The following is a 13,759-nucleotide window of genomic DNA, read 5'->3' as shown; positions in this document are numbered from 1 at the left end:
GAGCGAAGCTTCTCCCTAGCCGATGATCAACAGCGGTTCACCGTATTCGACCGGTTCGCCGTTCTCTACCAGAATGGCCAATACCGTTCCCGCCCGTTCGGCGTCGATCTCGTTGAGCAGTTTCATCGCTTCAATGATGCACAGCGTTTCGCCCGCCTTGACCACGCTGCCGACCTCGACGAAGGGCGCGGCGCTGGGGCTCGACGCCCGGTAAAAGGTACCGACCATCGGCGCCTTGACAACGTCGCCTTCGGGAACGTCCGGCTCCGCGGGCAGTGATGCGGTCGCTGGACCCGGGCCGGCAGCGGTCATCGGCGCCGGGCCGGCCAGTGACATCGCATAGGCGTGGTGAGCCATTGCCCCGCCATTCTTGACGATGCGGACCTTCTCCTCGGCATCGTTGATCTCGAGTTCGGTGATGCTCGACTCTTCGACGAGATCAATCAGTTTCTTGAGCTTGCGCAAATCCATGAACTCTCTCCGGATGAATATTCGTGTGGGCGGCAATTGGTGTGATGGGCGCCACGCGACCGCAGCCGCCGGCCGAAGGTCTCACTCGGCAGAAATCCTGCTGAGCAGGTACTCGAGCGCCAGCAGGTAACCCTCGCTGCCAAGGCCGGTAATGACGCCAATCGCCAGGTCGGAAAAATACGAGCGGTGGCGGAAAGATTCGCGCGCGTGCACGTTGGAGAGGTGCACTTCGATGAAGGGGATGGCGGTCCCGGCAACGGCGTCGCGAAGGGCGACGCTGGTATGGGTGTACGCCGCCGGATTGATGATCATGTAGGCGACGCCCTGTTCGCCAGCGGCGTGCACGCGCTCGATCAGCGCTCCCTCGTGATTGCTCTGAAATGCCTCCAGGTCGACGCCGGCGCCTTCGGCGCGGTGAGCCAGAGCCATGTTGATCTCGGCGAGCGTGGTCGAACCGTAGTACTTGGGTTCGCGGGTGCCGAGAAGATTGAGATTGGGTCCGTGCAGAACGAGCAGGCGGGGAAGCGCCGATGCCTTGTCAGTTTCCGCCGTGGTGTTCTTTTGCTTCTTCATGGGGGCAAGTTTGCCGCAAATGGCGGCATATTGTCCAGCAACAAGTCTTCAGCGAGACGTCGTTATCCGAAGAAAGCGGTCCAGCTCGACCTCCGACAACGGTCCCATGCGCACCAGTCGCACTTCCTTCTCTGGGCCGATCACGACGGTGTAGGGAAGACCGAGGCTCGCGTTGCCGAACTGCTGCGCCAGTTCGACGCCTTGCACGCCGCCGATCAGCAGCGGGTAACTGACCGCCTGGTGCTCCGAAAAGGCCCCGACATGCTCCAAGGAGTCCAGAGCGATACCGACAAATTGCACGCCTTTTTCTGCATAGGAGCCCTGTAAACGAGAAAATGACGGAATTTCTTCCAGGCACGGCGGGCACCAGGTAGCCCAGAAATTGACCACCAGCGTCTTTCCCTGCCACTGGGAGAGCGCCTGTCGCTGCCCGAGCGCATCGTCCAGCGCGCTGGCGAAGAACAGCTCCATCGCGGTTGTCGCAGACGCCGGCGTCGTCTGCTGAATCGAACCCAAACGCTGCGATAGACCGTAGAACCCGGCAAGAATCGCGACGATCGTGGCAAACAGCCCGATCAGGACGGTGCTTCGCCGGCTCATCGCTCAGCCCGGGAGTTCGCACCCAGGAGCCTGATGACCACTTCGAGGCGTGCGTGCTCGCGCACCCGGCCATCGCGCGTCCGGAAGCTGACGCGCTCGTCATCACGCGGATAGACCACCAGGTTGGCGATCGCGTCGTCGGAGGAAATGGTCAGTACCGCCTCCGCACGGTCGGTGCGCGGCTGGCTGTGGCGATACGCGATGCGTTCGTTGAGCAGGAAGATTTCCACGTCCTTGGCCCCGTCGGTGAATAGCTGAATGTCGATCTCCGCGTAGCGGCCGGCAGTACCGTCGAGCACCGGCCCGCTCAAGTAGGGATTGAAGCGCTGCACGGTGGCCATCAAGCGGGCGGCGACGCGCAGCAAGTGCAGGTTTCTTGCCCGCTGCTCCTGGTCCTGAAAGAGGCGTTGGTAGGCCCGCAGCTCGGCTTCGACTTCCCGGTCGTCAGGCATCGGCGAACTGTCCGGAAAACCGAGGCTGCGCGCTGCCTTGCGCTTGGCCAGCGCGGGTGCGCTGATGCCGTCTTCGGCCATCAGCCGTGCCGCGACACTGGCGATCAGGCCGCGCTGGGGGGCCTTGCGCTGGCGATCGTGTCGGCTGCTCATGGATAGTTTCGCAACGGTAGGCAAGGGGAAGCAGCACGCGGGGAGGCGTACAATCGCGCCTTCCCCGGGCCAATTTTAACTTGGATCGCTGACATGCATATTCATATCCTCGGCATCTGTGGCACCTTCATGGGTGGCGTTGCGCAGCTTGCCCGGGCGGCAGGGCACCGGGTGACCGGCTGCGACAGCAGCGTCTACCCACCGATGAGCGCGCAACTCGAAGCGGCGCGAATCGAACTGATCGAAGGCTACGACGCTGCTCAGACGTCTTTTGAACCCGATTGCTACCTGGTCGGCAACGCCATTTCGCGCGGTAATCCGCTGCTCGAGGAAATCCTCGACCGCGGCCTGCCTTACCTCTCGGGGCCCCAGTGGCTGGCCGAGTACGTCCTGCAGGGACGTTGGGTGCTGGCCGTCGCCGGAACGCATGGCAAGACGACGACTGCCGCCATGCTGGCCTGGATTCTGGAGTACGCAGGTCTCAGCCCCGGCTTCCTGATTGGTGGCGTGCCGCTGAACTTCGGAGTCTCGGCGCGGCTGTCCGGAAACGATGTCCACTCGCCGTTCTTCGTGATCGAGGCCGACGAGTACGACAGCGCTTTCTGCGACAAGCGCTCGAAGTTCGTGCACTACCATCCGCGAACCGCAGTCCTGAATAACCTGGAGTTCGATCATGCGGACATCTTCGCCGATCTGGCGGCGATCGAGACGCAATTCCACCATCTGGTGCGCACCCTGCCGAGAAACGGGCTGATGGTGTCGAATGCCGCTGAAGCCAGTCTGGAGCGGGTCCTGGCGCGCGGTTGCTGGACGCCGGTCGAGCGTTTCAATGATCCGCGAGGCTGGTGCGTCGACGGCGATGACGTCAATGGCTCACTGCACTTGCGGCACGGCGAGCAACTGCTCGGCAGCACGCAATGGCAACTGACCGGCGACCACAATCGCCACAACGCGCTGGCCGCCCTGCTGGCCGCCCGGCACGTCGGCGTCTCTTTCGCCAAGGGACTGGCGGCGCTGGCCAGCTTCGAGAGTGTCAGGCGTCGTATGGAACTGCGGGGGAGCGCCCGCGGCGTCGATGTCTACGACGATTTTGCGCATCATCCGACGGCGATCGCGACCACTATCGCCGGCTTGCGGCGCAAGGTCGGAGGGGCGCGCATCCTGGCGGTCCTCGAGCCACGTTCGAACACCATGAAGCTGGGGGTCATGAAGGCCTCGCTGCCAGCAAGTGTCGCCGCCGCCGACCTGGTCTTCTGCTACGCGGGGGGGCTCGGCTGGAACGTCGCCGAGGCACTCGCGCCACTCGGCGACAAGGCCGTCGTCGAAGACGATCTTGACGCGCTGGTGACGCAGATTGCTGGCCGCAGTCGCCCCGGCGATCAAATTCTGGTGATGAGCAACGGCGGCTTTGGCGGCATCCACGAGAAACTGCTGGCGGCGCTCGCGGCTTGAGCGATCAGCGCAGGAAGTGGTCCGCCAGCAGCGCGGCGAAAAGCAGCGTCAGGTAGATGATCGAATAGCGAAAGGTCAATCTGGCCAGCTTGTCGCTGTAATCGCGCCACAGGGTGACGCTGTAGACGAGGAAGATCGCGTCGAGAATCAGCGCCGCCGCCAGATACCATGGACCGCTCATGCCGAGGGTGTAGGGCAGGATGGTCGCGCTGCTCAGCATCACCACGTAGAGCAGGCTGTGCAGGCAGGTCAGGCGGATGCCGTGGGTCACCGGCAGCATCGGCAAGCCGGATTTGGCATAGTCGGCGCATCGGTAGCACGCCAAGGCCCAGAAATGCGGCGGCGTCCAGATGAAAATGATCAGGAACAGGATCAGCGCTTCGGCACCCACCTGACCGGTAATCGCCGCCCAGCCGAGCAGCGGTGGCATGGCGCCGGAAGCGCCGCCGATAACAATGTTCATCGGTGTCGCCGGCTTCAGCACGACGGTGTAGATCACCGCGTATCCGAGAAAGGTGGCCAGCGTCAGCCACATCGTCAGCGGATTGACAAAAGCGTAGAGAATCCACAGTCCGAGGCCGCCGATCAGCGTGGCCAGAGTCAGCGTTTCGGTCGCCGAGACTTCGCCGCGGGCCGTCGGCCGAGCACGGGTACGCGCCATCAGCGCATCAATTTGCTGCTCGATCAGGCAATTGATCGCCGCCGCGGCGCCCGCGACCAGCGCTATACCGACCGACGCCGCAACAAAAACCCCGAACGGAGGAAATGCGGGAGCCGCCAGAAACATCCCGATCATGGCGGTAAACACGATCAGGCTGTTGACCCGCGGCTTGCACAATTCGAAGAAAGCCCCCAGGCGCTGCCCCAGCGAACGTCGGGGACTGGTACTCAATACTGCCATATGCCTTCCTGTTTTATCCTGCCCACGAATACCGCGGCACGCGGTCGAGGCCCTTGCATCGTCTCCGCACCGCCTGCTCGAACACCCTTGCCCAGCCAATCCATCGTCCGGTAGCGACGCCGTCGCTCAACTCGTGAAGTGGAGCCTGATCAGCACGTAGTCGACGAACAGCAGAATGGCGAACGGTACCATTACCCACAACCATTGAACCGCCCCGCTCGACCCGGCGACCTTCTCCAGGTGATCGCTGCCCCTTTTGCCGTGTCTGGCCATGGTGTACACCATGATGCCAAAAAGCGCCACGAACAACACCGCCAGAATGGCCAGGAAATAGCCGTGCACTGGCAGCGACTCGTGGCCGATACCGGCGACCTGCGTCGCGAAGCTGGCGCTGTAATCAGCGCCTGCGCGCGAAGGAAGCGCCGCCGCAAGCAGCGCTGGCGAGCAGCCCGGCAGCCGCAGCAGACGATAAAGCCTGTTCAATCGCATCCCCTAGCTAGCGCGGGTGGTCGGGCCAGACCGCTCCCAGATTGTTCTTCAGCTCGGTGGCGAGCGCCATCTTCTGTTCCTCGGTCAGCAAGCGGCCGACTTCGACCTGCTTGCCATGCGAGCCGATCAGCAAGCGGTGGTTGTACTGTCCCGCCGGCTTGAAACAATGCAAACGTGCCCAGTACGGATGAAACTCATGACGCTCGACCAGTTGGCCCCGTCGGCTCTCGATGATCAGCCGCCCGGACTCAAGAGTGATCTTCTCGAAATCTCTGGCGGCCGCTTCGACATGTCGCAACGCGTACCACAGCAACGCCAGCTCCAGGCCTGTGAAAGGAACTACCGGCCAGGCGCCGAAATAAGAGAAGACCAGGGCGATGCTGCTGGAAACGGCGACCGTAACGGCAAACACCCAGTTGCGTGCGGATACCGAAAGCGAGTTGTTCGGGCGGGCCACCCACGTTCGCACGGTCAGTGTCTGTGCAGCAACCAGGCTCATCAACCCCCCTCCCGGATGGCCAGACTCAGGCGCGGCCTGGCTGGAGTTGACCCAAATCAAGGTATCGACCGCGAAATTCTAGCACGGGGCCAGACGCCGTTGCCAACAACCCGGCCCAACAGCATGATTGCATTCGTCTTGGCTGGTGATCGCGACGCGGCCCAGCAAGGCGGGCGGCTGCAGCACTGAAGAAATTGCTGTCTCCTGCAGCCGGATCGGTGATTGGCAACCGGTGGTGCTACACATCACTGCCACCGGCACGTGTGTCGTGCGCGCACGGTCCTCGGTGTGCGCAACGTGGTGGCCATCGACTGCTGGCGGGACGCCGACCTGAGCTTGGCTCAGGGCGTGCTTCTGGTGCCATTCCCGTAAGATTTTTGCCCGCGACATTGATCCAGATCAATTGGATTGTGTTAACCTTCGCCGCTGGTGAAAAACTGGAACGGGGTTCGACAGGATCCTTATTGGCACGTTTTAGACAACGTCAGGTGCTTGCGCCGCCGCTGTGCCGCGCGCCGCGTAACCTGATGGTGAGAGGGAGAAGATGGCACGAAACTCAAACAATAATCGCGATACCAATCGCTTGCGACCGGCGTTCGCCGGACGGCTGTGCGCGGGATTGCTCGCGGTGCTCAGTGGCGTCGCCAACGCGGCCTGGGAACTCAACCTGCAGGAGCCTGTCACGGCCGTGGCCAAGCGTGTCTACGAGCTGCACAGTCTCCTGTTGTGGGTAATCGTGGTCATTTTCGTCGGTGTCTTCGCAGTCGTCGCCTATTCGCTGGTCTTTCATCGCAAGTCTAAAGGGCACCAGGCCGCCACTTTTCACGACAACACAGCCGTGGAGCTGGCATGGACCATTGTGCCGACGCTGGTCCTGATCGCGATCGCTTTTCCGGCGACGTCTGCCCTGGTGAACATGCGCGACACCTCGCAGCCGGATCTCACGGTCAAGGTTACCGGGTACCAGTGGAAGTGGGGTTACGAGTACCTTACCGGGGACGCCGCCGGGGTCAAGTACATGAGCGTGCTGGCAACGCCACGAGACCAGATCGAGAACAAGGCACCCAAGGGAGAGCACTATCTGCTGGAGGTGGATCGGCCGCTGGTGGTGCCGGTCGGCAAGAAAGTGCGCATCCTGACCACTGCCAACGACGTGATCCACAACTGGTCGGTCCCGGCGTTCGCCGTCAAGACCGACGCGGTCCCCGGGTTCTTGCGTGACACCTGGTTTCGCGCCGAGAAGGAGGGGATCTACCGCGGTCAATGTTCTGAGCTTTGCGGCAAGGATCACGGCTTCATGCCGGTAGTGGTCGAAGTCGTCTCCGAGGAAAAGTACGCGGCCTGGGTTGCCGAGCAGAAGACGCAACTGGCGGCGGTCGCCGAGGATCCGGACAAGGTCTGGGCGCTTGACGAGTTGCTTGCCCATGGTGAGAAGGTCTACACCGCCAACTGCGCGGCCTGCCACCAGGCGAACGGCGAGGGATTGCCACCGGTGTTCCCCGCTCTCGACGGCTCCAAGATCGTCATGGGTCCCAAACAGGCTCACCTGGAGCTGGTCATCAACGGCAAGCCGGGTACCGCAATGGCGGCCTTCGGAGCGCAGTTGAGTGACACCGATATCGCGGCCGTTGTCGCCTACGAGCGCAACGCATGGACCAATAAACTCGGCGAAATCATTCAGCCCGCCGAAGTCAAGGCGCTTCGCGGCAAGTAATCGCGCCACAGGCCACCAGGAGATTCCGAGTATGCAAGCCACGTCACACGCCGGTTATGCCGGCCATCACGATCACGACAGCCACGGGCACCCAACCGGTTGGAAGCGCTGGGTAACGACGACCAACCACAAGGACATCGGTACGATGTACCTGTGGTTCAGCTTCGCGATGTTCCTTGTCGGCGGGGCGATGTCGTTGATCCTCCGCGCCGAGCTGTTCACTCCGGGACTGCAGTACGTGTCGCCCGAGTTCTACAACCAGATGCTGACCCTGCACGCTCTGATCATGGTCTTCGGGGCGATCATGCCGGCCTTCGTCGGTTTCGCCAACTGGATGATCCCGATGATGATCGGGGCTTCCGACATGGCCTTCGCACGGATGAACAACTGGAGCTTCTGGTTGTTGCCGCCGGCTGCCATCCTGCTGTCCGCTTCGATCTTCGTGCCCGGAGGCGCCGCCGGAACCGGCTGGACGCTGTACCCGCCGCTATCGATCCAGATGGGCATGGGGATGGACATGGCGATCTTCGCGGTGCACATCCTCGGCATGTCTTCGATCATGGGCTCGATCAACATCGTCACCACCATTCTCAACATGCGCACGCCCGGCATGACGCTGATGAAGATGCCTCTGTTCTGCTGGACGTGGCTGGTCACCGCCTTCCTGCTAATCGCTTCGATGCCGATCCTGGCCGGCGCGGTGACCATGTTGCTGACCGACCGCCATTTCGGTACCAGCTTCTTCAATGCGGCCGGTGGCGGTGATCCGGTTCTCTTTCAGCACATATTCTGGTTTTTTGGCCATCCCGAAGTCTACATCATCGCCTTGCCGGCGTTTGGCGTCGTTTCGCACGTAATTCCGGCGTTTTCGCGCAAGCCGTTGTTCGGCTATGCCTCGATGGTCTATGCCATTGCCGCGATCGGCCTGATTTCCTTCTTCGTCTGGGCACACCACATGTACGTGACCGGAATCCCGCTCACCGGTCAACTTTATTTCATGTACGCGACGATGCTGATCGCTATCCCGACCGGGGTGAAGGTGTTCAACTGGGTTACCACCATGTGGCGCGGGTCCCTGACCTTCGAGACACCGATGCTCTTTGCGCTTGGCTTCCTGGTGTTGTTTACGATCGGCGGACTGACCGGCCTGGTGCTGGCTATGACCGCAGTGGATATCCAGCTGCAGGACACCTATTACGTCGTCGCACACTTCCACTACGTGATGGTTGCCGGGGCTCTCTTCTCCGCCTACGCTGGCCTCTACTTCTGGCTGCCGAAGTGGACCGGTCACATGTATAACGAAGGTCTTGGCAAACTCCACTTCTGGTCGTCGATGATCTTCTTCAACATCGCCTTCTTCCCGCAGCACTTCCTGGGTCTCGCAGGCATGCCGCGGCGGATTCCGGACTATGCACAACAGTTCGCGGATTTCAATGTGATTTCCGGGATCGGTGCTTTCGGCTTCGGCTTCAGCCAGCTGCTGGTGTTGGTGGTCGTCATTCAGGCCATCAAAGGCGGTGCCAAGGCGTCGAGCCGGCCTTGGGATGGTGCGCACGGCTTGGAGTGGACGTTGCCGTCGCCAGCTCCTTACCACACCTTTGAAGATCCGCCAGTGTTCAATCAGGCCGAGGCGCACGGATGACTCGTGACCAATCGCGCGAGCAGGGCAACCGGCGCATCGCGATCGCTCTTGCCCTGTTCGCTGCGGCCGTCTTTCTAAGCTTCGTCATCCGGCAGTGGCTGAGCAATACGTGAATACCGCCAGTGGGCCACTCGCAACGGTGGCGGCTGCGCGGCCACGGGCGCGAGCGCGTAGCAACCGGCGCATCGTTACCGTCATGCTGACGGTCGTCGTTGGCAGCTTGCTCTTCGTGTCCGTGCAGCCGCGCCTGTACCGGGCGTTTTGCGAGTGGACGGGGCTCTACGACATAGATCGAGCGGAACGGATCGCTGCATCATCGATCCCACCCCGCCCGGTAACGCTTGAGTTTGATGCCAATAGTCATGCGGGTGGCTTGGTCTTCCGTCCGGAAACGAGCAGCATGGTGGCCAGAACGGGCGAGATCGTGCATGTGGTGTACCGCGTCGAGAATACGCTCAACCGGACGGTGATTGGCCAGGCCATTCCGAGCTACGGGCCGCAGTATGCGGGGGGGTACGTCAAGAAGCTCGATTGCTTCTGCTTCAAGCAACAGACTTTTGCGGCGCATGAAGTGCGCGAGATGCCGGTCGTCTTCTTGCTTGACCAGAGGCTGCCTGAAGAGGTCAACACGCTTACCCTCTCGTATACGTTTTTTGAAGTGCCGGCGGGCAGCGCCAACTCGGCGGCGGCGACTGCAGAAAGCGGGAAGTGATCGATGCCGGCGCCAACGCCCAAGGCACCGCCGCCGACAGGCGGGCGCTTTCGCACCATTCGCACCGTAGCCTGGGGTCTGCTGGGCGTGCGCGGACACAAACCGCTGGGGGACGACGCGCCGGCGCTGTCGCCGCTGCGGATTCTGGTCACCGCGCTGGTTTTCATGCTGGTTTTTGTACTGGTTCTGGTGACCGTGGCAATCTCCATCAGTGGTCACTGATCGGACGCATGCACAAGGCAACAGGGTAATAACGATAATATGATCTGGAGGAAGTCAAGATGAGTCACCCCGTATCCGCAAGCCGCTATTTCGTTCCTCAGCCTTCCCACTGGCCGCTGGTTGGCTCGATTGCGCTGCTGCTGCTGGCCAGCGGCGCGGTGCTGATGATGAATTCCATTGCCCACGGCGGCTATGTGCTGATCGGCGGTTTCGCCGTTCTGGCGACCATGTTGTTCGGCTGGTTCGGTCGCGTGATCGGCGAATCGGAGAGCATGCGCTACAACCTGCAGGTGGATCGCTCGTTCCGTTTGGCGATGGCCTGGTTCATCTTTTCGGAAGTGATGTTCTTCGTGGCTTTCTTCGGCGCGCTGTTCTATATCCGGGTGCTGGCGATTCCCGACCTTGCGAGTCCTGAACAGGCCGCGTTGTGGGAAGGCTTCAGGGACCAATGGCCGAGTGCCGGACCGGCGGCCAAGGATCCGTTTACGCAAATGCACGCGTGGGGAATTCCGGCCGTCAACACCTTGCTGCTGCTGACTTCGGGCGTCACGGTGACCTGGGCGCACTGGGGTTTGGTCGCCAACAAGAGGCAGCAGTTGATCATCGGGCTGGTGCTGACCATCCTGCTCGGCGTGCTGTTTCTCAGCCTGCAGGTGTATGAATACCTTGAAGCCTATAGCCATCTGAATCTCAAGATGACCACCGGCGTGTACGGTTCAACCTTCTTCATGCTGACCGGCTTCCACGGTTTTCACGTGACCCTGGGTGTGACCATGCTGACGGTGATTCTTCTGCGGTCGATGAAAGGACATTTCACCGCCGAGCGTCACTTCGCCTTCGAGGGTGTCGCCTGGTACTGGCACTTCGTTGACGTCGTCTGGCTCGGTCTGTTTGTAGTCATCTACTGGCTGTAGGACGGGGGGCCGTGCGGCGCCTGGCGAACATTGCCGCACGGCCCTTCTTCGATCACAGGCGGTCGATCCAGCCCAAGCGTTGCGATGCAATCAACAACGCAAACAGGGCCAGCGAAAGACCCACACGCAAGGACAGCGCCTTGACCGCCCGGGTCTTTCCCTGGCCTTGATCGCGAAAGATAAACACCAGCGCACTGCCGAGACTGGCGACGATGCCGATCAGCATCAGTATGACTACGATGCGCATGGGCCTTCCTCCTCAAAACCCCAGTCTACCGGACTCGCGGTTCGCTTGGGGCCACAACCCGGTCAGACTGCTCTGGCAATGCCAATCGTTCCTCGAAAACGCGGGTATCTGCGCTGGTCGCTGATCATGCTGCTGATTGTCGTCTGCCTGGCCATGGCCCGCCTGCAACTGTGGCGTGCAGACACCCGTGGGGAACGTTTCGCGCGCGAACAGGCCGCGTTGATCTCTGTCCCGATTGCCTTGTCGGCGCAGCAGCGCCAGCGCGAGGAGCTGGTCGACAGGGCGGCAACGGTGCGCGGTCATTGGCTCGCGGAAAAGACCTTCTTTCTGGACAACAAGATCTATCGCAGTCGTCCGGGCTATCACGTGCTCACCCCCTTGCAGCTGGCCGGCAGCAAGAGGGTAGTGCTGGTCAATCGGGGCTGGATCGCGGCGCCGCGCTTGCGTTCCGATCTCCCATCGGTGCCGACGGCAGCGGGCGAGGTTGAACTGGCCGGGGTCACCCGCAGCTACGAGACCAGAGCCTTCGAATTGCAGGAAACCGTGCCGGAAGGACCGATCTGGCAGCATGTCCGTGAACCGGAGTACCGGCGGCGCAGCGGTCTCGACGCGCTACCGGTGATTCTGCTGCAAGTCGGCTCCGGCGACGATGGCCTGATCCGTGACTGGGATACCCCCGACAATCCGGCGATCAGACATTACGGCTACGCCATGATGTGGCTGGTTTTTGCTCTTATGGCCGCGGCCTACGGGCTCTTTGCATGGCGACGGAAATGACCACAGAAGAATCGAATGCAGATGCGCTGAAAGCCCACCCCGCCTTGGCCGCTGCCTCCTCGTCCGGTCAGCTCAGGGGCCGCTTGACCCTGCTGGCGATCGTCGCGATTTGCGTCTTGCCGCTTCTGGCGGCCTTGTACTTTCGTTATGTATCTCCACCAGAAATCACGGCGACGGCAGGCGAGTCGCTCGACCCGGTGCCGCTACCGTTTGAATGGCTGCAAACCACTGATGGCCAGCCGCTCCAGCATCCGGAAGTCGGCGGCAAGTGGCTGCTGATTCTTACCGCGCCCGGTGGATGCGACGCCCGCTGCGAGCACACGCTTTACCTGACCCGGCAGGCGCGCACCGCGCAGGGACGCAACATAGCCCGTCTCGATCGCCTGTGGTTGATCACCGATTCGACGAAGCCAGCGGCGCAGCTGCTGGCCGAACATCCCGACCTGCTCCTGGTCAAGGCTACCGATGACAAGGTGCTGGAAGTTCTTGGCGGCAGCGACAGCCGTCATATCAACCTGATCGACCGGCGGGGCCTGGTGGTTTTTCGCTACGCCGACGACCCCGATCCAAAAGCCTTCATCCGTGAGCTTGGCAAGCTGATCAGGTTTTGATCGCAAAGCCGCGGCGCGGGCGAGCCCCTCAGGTGTTCGCCACCAGCGGCGCCAGATTGGCGCGCATCTTCTGCATCGCCTTCGCTTCAATCTGGCGAATACGCTCGGCAGACACCGAGAATTCCGCCGCGAGATCGTGCAAGGTAGAGGGGTTTTCCTCCGCCAGCCAGCGCGCTTCGACAATCCGGCGGCTGCGCGGATCGAGGCAGCCCAATGCATTCTGGAGCCCATCGCTATGCACCCGCTCGCGGGCACGGGCTTCCAGCACGTGCAACGGTTCTCCCGAGGTATCGGCCAGGTAGGCGGCCGGCGAAAACGTTTCATCGTCATCGATCTGCGCGTCGAAAGCCAGGTCGTGACCCGACAGGCGAGTGTCCATCTCGACAACCTCTTCCGGCTTGACGCTCAGGCGGTGGGCCATATCCGCAACCTGCACCTGACCTAGCGCCTGGCTGTCGGTTTTCATGCTGCGCAGGTTGAAGAACAGCTTGCGCTGCGCCTTGGTGGTTGCCAGTTTCACCATCCGCCAGTTCTTCAGGACGTATTCATGAATTTCGGCCTTGATCCAGTGAATGGCAAAGGAAACGAGGCGAACTCCGCGTGCCGGGTCGAAGCGTTTGACGGCCTTCATCAGCCCGATGTTGCCCTCCTGGATCAGATCGGCGTGTGGCAGCCCATACCCCAGGTAGCCGCGCGAGATGGAAATCACCAGACGCAGGTGCGAAAGAACCAGTTGCCGCGCGGCGTCCAGATCGTTTTCATCGCGGAAACGGGTCGCCAGACCAAACTCCTGCTCCTCGGTAAGCAGCGGAATGCGCCTGGCCGCCTGGATGTACGCGTCGATACTGCCGACAGCGGAGACCGCTGGTAACGTCAAAGCTTGTGTCATTTGGATCGACTCCTCCTTGCTGTTCACATGGTAGATTTTAGCACTCGCTGCATGAGAGTGCTAACGAAGCGCAAAGTTCGCCGCCGGGTCGTTGCGGTTTCACGGCAACGCCTCGTGCCCGGTGCTTGCGGTGGGCATGGTGAATTCGCTTTCCGGCCCGCCGAGGACTCGCTGACTAAAGCCTGTCGGTCAAGGAGTGCGGGGTCACCGAGTGGTTAAGAAAGAACCCTCCTTGAAGACGCACGAAGCCCTGACCGGCACCGGTCATGGAAATGGGTTGTCGTGAATCAAGCGGCTGCGGGGATGAAGCCGAAGGGAGTCAGAGCCTTGATCCAGCGAGAAGCGTTGCGCTGCACGGAGAGCTGCTCATAGTTGATGGCGGAATCCCGGTAGTGTTCGCCACGCTTGAGCATGAAGAAGATGGTGCGCAACATTTTGTGA

18 protein-coding genes and 1 pseudogene are annotated in these 13,759 nt (G+C 61.6%); 9 read left to right on the top strand and 10 right to left on the bottom strand.

From position 1 onward, the window contains the following. Positions 1–15: 15 nt before the first annotated feature. From accB to Q1L50_RS17380, 4 genes are all read right to left on the bottom strand, one after another. Positions 16–471, bottom strand: coding sequence for an acetyl-CoA carboxylase biotin carboxyl carrier protein (gene accB / locus Q1L50_RS17395; RefSeq protein WP_300341222.1), 456 nt, complete (start codon positions 469–471; stop codon positions 16–18). A gap of 81 nt (positions 472–552) precedes the next feature. Then, a complete protein-coding gene (gene aroQ / locus Q1L50_RS17390; RefSeq protein WP_300341219.1) occupies positions 553–1,044 on the bottom strand; it encodes a type II 3-dehydroquinate dehydratase in 492 nt (163 codons plus the stop codon). 48 nt (positions 1,045–1,092) lie between these two features. Beyond that, positions 1,093–1,644, bottom strand: a complete 552-nt coding sequence (locus Q1L50_RS17385) for a TlpA disulfide reductase family protein (protein ID WP_300341216.1) — start codon at positions 1,642–1,644, stop codon at positions 1,093–1,095. Beyond that, positions 1,641–2,249, bottom strand: a complete 609-nt coding sequence (locus Q1L50_RS17380; protein WP_300341214.1) for a hypothetical protein — start codon at positions 2,247–2,249, stop codon at positions 1,641–1,643. The genes Q1L50_RS17385 and Q1L50_RS17380 overlap by 4 nt, the downstream gene beginning before the upstream one ends. A gap of 93 nt (positions 2,250–2,342) precedes the next feature. On the opposite strand from Q1L50_RS17380, the gene mpl reads away from it, so the two are divergent. Continuing rightward, entirely contained in the window at positions 2,343–3,701 is a 1,359-nt protein-coding gene (gene mpl / locus Q1L50_RS17375) for a UDP-N-acetylmuramate:L-alanyl-gamma-D-glutamyl-meso-diaminopimelate ligase (RefSeq protein WP_300341211.1), read from the top strand. A 4-nt stretch (positions 3,702–3,705) separates the two neighbouring features. Here the strand turns inward: mpl and cyoE are convergent, their stop codons facing one another. The 3 genes from cyoE to Q1L50_RS17360 all read right to left on the bottom strand — a co-directional run bounded on the left by cyoE (position 3,706) and on the right by Q1L50_RS17360 (position 5,590). Further along, the gene (gene cyoE / locus Q1L50_RS17370) at positions 3,706–4,602 is read right to left on the bottom strand and encodes a heme o synthase (RefSeq protein WP_300341209.1); all 897 of its coding nucleotides are present in this window, start codon (positions 4,600–4,602) and stop codon (positions 3,706–3,708) included. A gap of 126 nt (positions 4,603–4,728) precedes the next feature. Beyond that, positions 4,729–5,085 (bottom strand): cytochrome c oxidase subunit II transmembrane domain-containing protein, encoded by a 357-nt coding sequence (locus Q1L50_RS17365; RefSeq protein WP_300341206.1) that lies wholly within the window; start codon positions 5,083–5,085, stop codon positions 4,729–4,731. 13 nt (positions 5,086–5,098) lie between these two features. Continuing rightward, positions 5,099–5,590: a DUF2244 domain-containing protein gene (locus tag Q1L50_RS17360; protein WP_300341203.1), complete on the bottom strand. Its 492-nt coding sequence runs from the start codon at positions 5,588–5,590 to the stop codon at positions 5,099–5,101. A gap of 544 nt (positions 5,591–6,134) precedes the next feature. On the opposite strand from Q1L50_RS17360, the gene coxB reads away from it, so the two are divergent. From coxB to Q1L50_RS17330, 6 genes are read left to right on the top strand one after another with little or no spacing between them, the layout of a single operon-like run. Next, positions 6,135–7,304, top strand: a complete 1,170-nt coding sequence (gene coxB, locus Q1L50_RS17355) for a cytochrome c oxidase subunit II (protein ID WP_300341200.1) — start codon at positions 6,135–6,137, stop codon at positions 7,302–7,304. A gap of 31 nt (positions 7,305–7,335) precedes the next feature. Continuing rightward, positions 7,336–8,946, top strand: coding sequence for a cytochrome c oxidase subunit I (ctaD, locus tag Q1L50_RS17350; protein WP_300341197.1), 1,611 nt, complete (start codon positions 7,336–7,338; stop codon positions 8,944–8,946). Next, positions 8,943–9,059 (top strand): cytochrome oxidase small assembly protein, encoded by a 117-nt coding sequence (locus tag Q1L50_RS17345; RefSeq protein ID WP_300341194.1) that lies wholly within the window; start codon positions 8,943–8,945, stop codon positions 9,057–9,059. The genes ctaD and Q1L50_RS17345 overlap by 4 nt, the downstream gene beginning before the upstream one ends. Further along, positions 9,041–9,658, top strand: a complete 618-nt coding sequence (locus tag Q1L50_RS17340) for a cytochrome c oxidase assembly protein (RefSeq protein ID WP_366145260.1) — start codon at positions 9,041–9,043, stop codon at positions 9,656–9,658. Before Q1L50_RS17345 ends, Q1L50_RS17340 begins: the two co-directional genes overlap by 19 nt. Positions 9,659–9,661: 3 nt before the next feature. Beyond that, positions 9,662–9,880, top strand: coding sequence for a DUF2970 domain-containing protein (locus Q1L50_RS17335; protein ID WP_300341188.1), 219 nt, complete (start codon positions 9,662–9,664; stop codon positions 9,878–9,880). 59 nt (positions 9,881–9,939) lie between these two features. Further along, positions 9,940–10,794, top strand: a complete 855-nt coding sequence (locus Q1L50_RS17330) for a cytochrome c oxidase subunit 3 (protein ID WP_300341186.1) — start codon at positions 9,940–9,942, stop codon at positions 10,792–10,794. 52 nt (positions 10,795–10,846) lie between these two features. Here the strand turns inward: Q1L50_RS17330 and Q1L50_RS17325 are convergent, their stop codons facing one another. Next, a complete protein-coding gene (locus tag Q1L50_RS17325; RefSeq protein ID WP_300341184.1) occupies positions 10,847–11,041 on the bottom strand; it encodes a twin transmembrane helix small protein in 195 nt (64 codons plus the stop codon). Between the two features lie 78 nt (positions 11,042–11,119). Here Q1L50_RS17325 and Q1L50_RS17320 point away from each other — a divergent pair, with 78 nt between their 5' ends. Further along, a complete protein-coding gene (locus tag Q1L50_RS17320; protein WP_300341181.1) occupies positions 11,120–11,818 on the top strand; it encodes an SURF1 family protein in 699 nt (232 codons plus the stop codon). Next, entirely contained in the window at positions 11,815–12,429 is a 615-nt protein-coding gene (locus Q1L50_RS17315; RefSeq protein ID WP_300341179.1) for a hypothetical protein, read from the top strand. The genes Q1L50_RS17320 and Q1L50_RS17315 overlap by 4 nt, the downstream gene beginning before the upstream one ends. Before the next feature lie 28 nt (positions 12,430–12,457). Here the strand turns inward: Q1L50_RS17315 and rpoH are convergent, their stop codons facing one another. Together rpoH and Q1L50_RS17305 are read right to left on the bottom strand one after the other, a co-directional pair. After that, a complete protein-coding gene (rpoH, locus tag Q1L50_RS17310) occupies positions 12,458–13,318 on the bottom strand; it encodes an RNA polymerase sigma factor RpoH (protein WP_300341177.1) in 861 nt (286 codons plus the stop codon). Positions 13,319–13,605: 287 nt separating this feature from the next. After that, positions 13,606–13,759: pseudogene (locus tag Q1L50_RS17305) on the bottom strand (IS110 family transposase); the annotation flags it as partial.

It is taken from the genome of Accumulibacter sp. (genome assembly GCF_029255145.1).
GTDB lineage: Bacteria > Pseudomonadota > Gammaproteobacteria > Burkholderiales > Rhodocyclaceae > Accumulibacter.
This window is presented reverse-complemented; position numbering and strand designations above follow the sequence as displayed.

What these genes read in the sequence shown, in the direction of transcription:
- mpl (WP_300341211.1), top strand. Translation starts at nt 2,343, where the DNA reads ATGCATATTCATATCCTCGGCATCTGTGGCACCTTCATGGGTGGCGTT.
- Q1L50_RS17380 (WP_300341214.1), bottom strand. Translation starts at nt 2,249, where the DNA reads ATGAGCAGCCGACACGATCGCCAGCGCAAGGCCCCCCAGCGCGGCCTG.
- Q1L50_RS17385 (WP_300341216.1), bottom strand. Translation starts at nt 1,644, where the DNA reads ATGAGCCGGCGAAGCACCGTCCTGATCGGGCTGTTTGCCACGATCGTC.
- ctaD (WP_300341197.1), top strand. Translation starts at nt 7,336, where the DNA reads ATGCAAGCCACGTCACACGCCGGTTATGCCGGCCATCACGATCACGAC.
- Q1L50_RS17360 (WP_300341203.1), bottom strand. Translation starts at nt 5,590, where the DNA reads ATGAGCCTGGTTGCTGCACAGACACTGACCGTGCGAACGTGGGTGGCC.
- Q1L50_RS17330 (WP_300341186.1), top strand. Translation starts at nt 9,940, where the DNA reads ATGAGTCACCCCGTATCCGCAAGCCGCTATTTCGTTCCTCAGCCTTCC.
- Q1L50_RS17345 (WP_300341194.1), top strand. Translation starts at nt 8,943, where the DNA reads ATGACTCGTGACCAATCGCGCGAGCAGGGCAACCGGCGCATCGCGATC.
- rpoH (WP_300341177.1), bottom strand. Translation starts at nt 13,318, where the DNA reads ATGACACAAGCTTTGACGTTACCAGCGGTCTCCGCTGTCGGCAGTATC.
- accB (WP_300341222.1), bottom strand. Translation starts at nt 471, where the DNA reads ATGGATTTGCGCAAGCTCAAGAAACTGATTGATCTCGTCGAAGAGTCG.
- Q1L50_RS17325 (WP_300341184.1), bottom strand. Translation starts at nt 11,041, where the DNA reads ATGCGCATCGTAGTCATACTGATGCTGATCGGCATCGTCGCCAGTCTC.
- Q1L50_RS17315 (WP_300341179.1), top strand. Translation starts at nt 11,815, where the DNA reads ATGACCACAGAAGAATCGAATGCAGATGCGCTGAAAGCCCACCCCGCC.
- coxB (WP_300341200.1), top strand. Translation starts at nt 6,135, where the DNA reads ATGGCACGAAACTCAAACAATAATCGCGATACCAATCGCTTGCGACCG.
- aroQ (WP_300341219.1), bottom strand. Translation starts at nt 1,044, where the DNA reads ATGAAGAAGCAAAAGAACACCACGGCGGAAACTGACAAGGCATCGGCG.
- Q1L50_RS17335 (WP_300341188.1), top strand. Translation starts at nt 9,662, where the DNA reads ATGCCGGCGCCAACGCCCAAGGCACCGCCGCCGACAGGCGGGCGCTTT.
- cyoE (WP_300341209.1), bottom strand. Translation starts at nt 4,602, where the DNA reads ATGGCAGTATTGAGTACCAGTCCCCGACGTTCGCTGGGGCAGCGCCTG.
- Q1L50_RS17320 (WP_300341181.1), top strand. Translation starts at nt 11,120, where the DNA reads ATGCCAATCGTTCCTCGAAAACGCGGGTATCTGCGCTGGTCGCTGATC.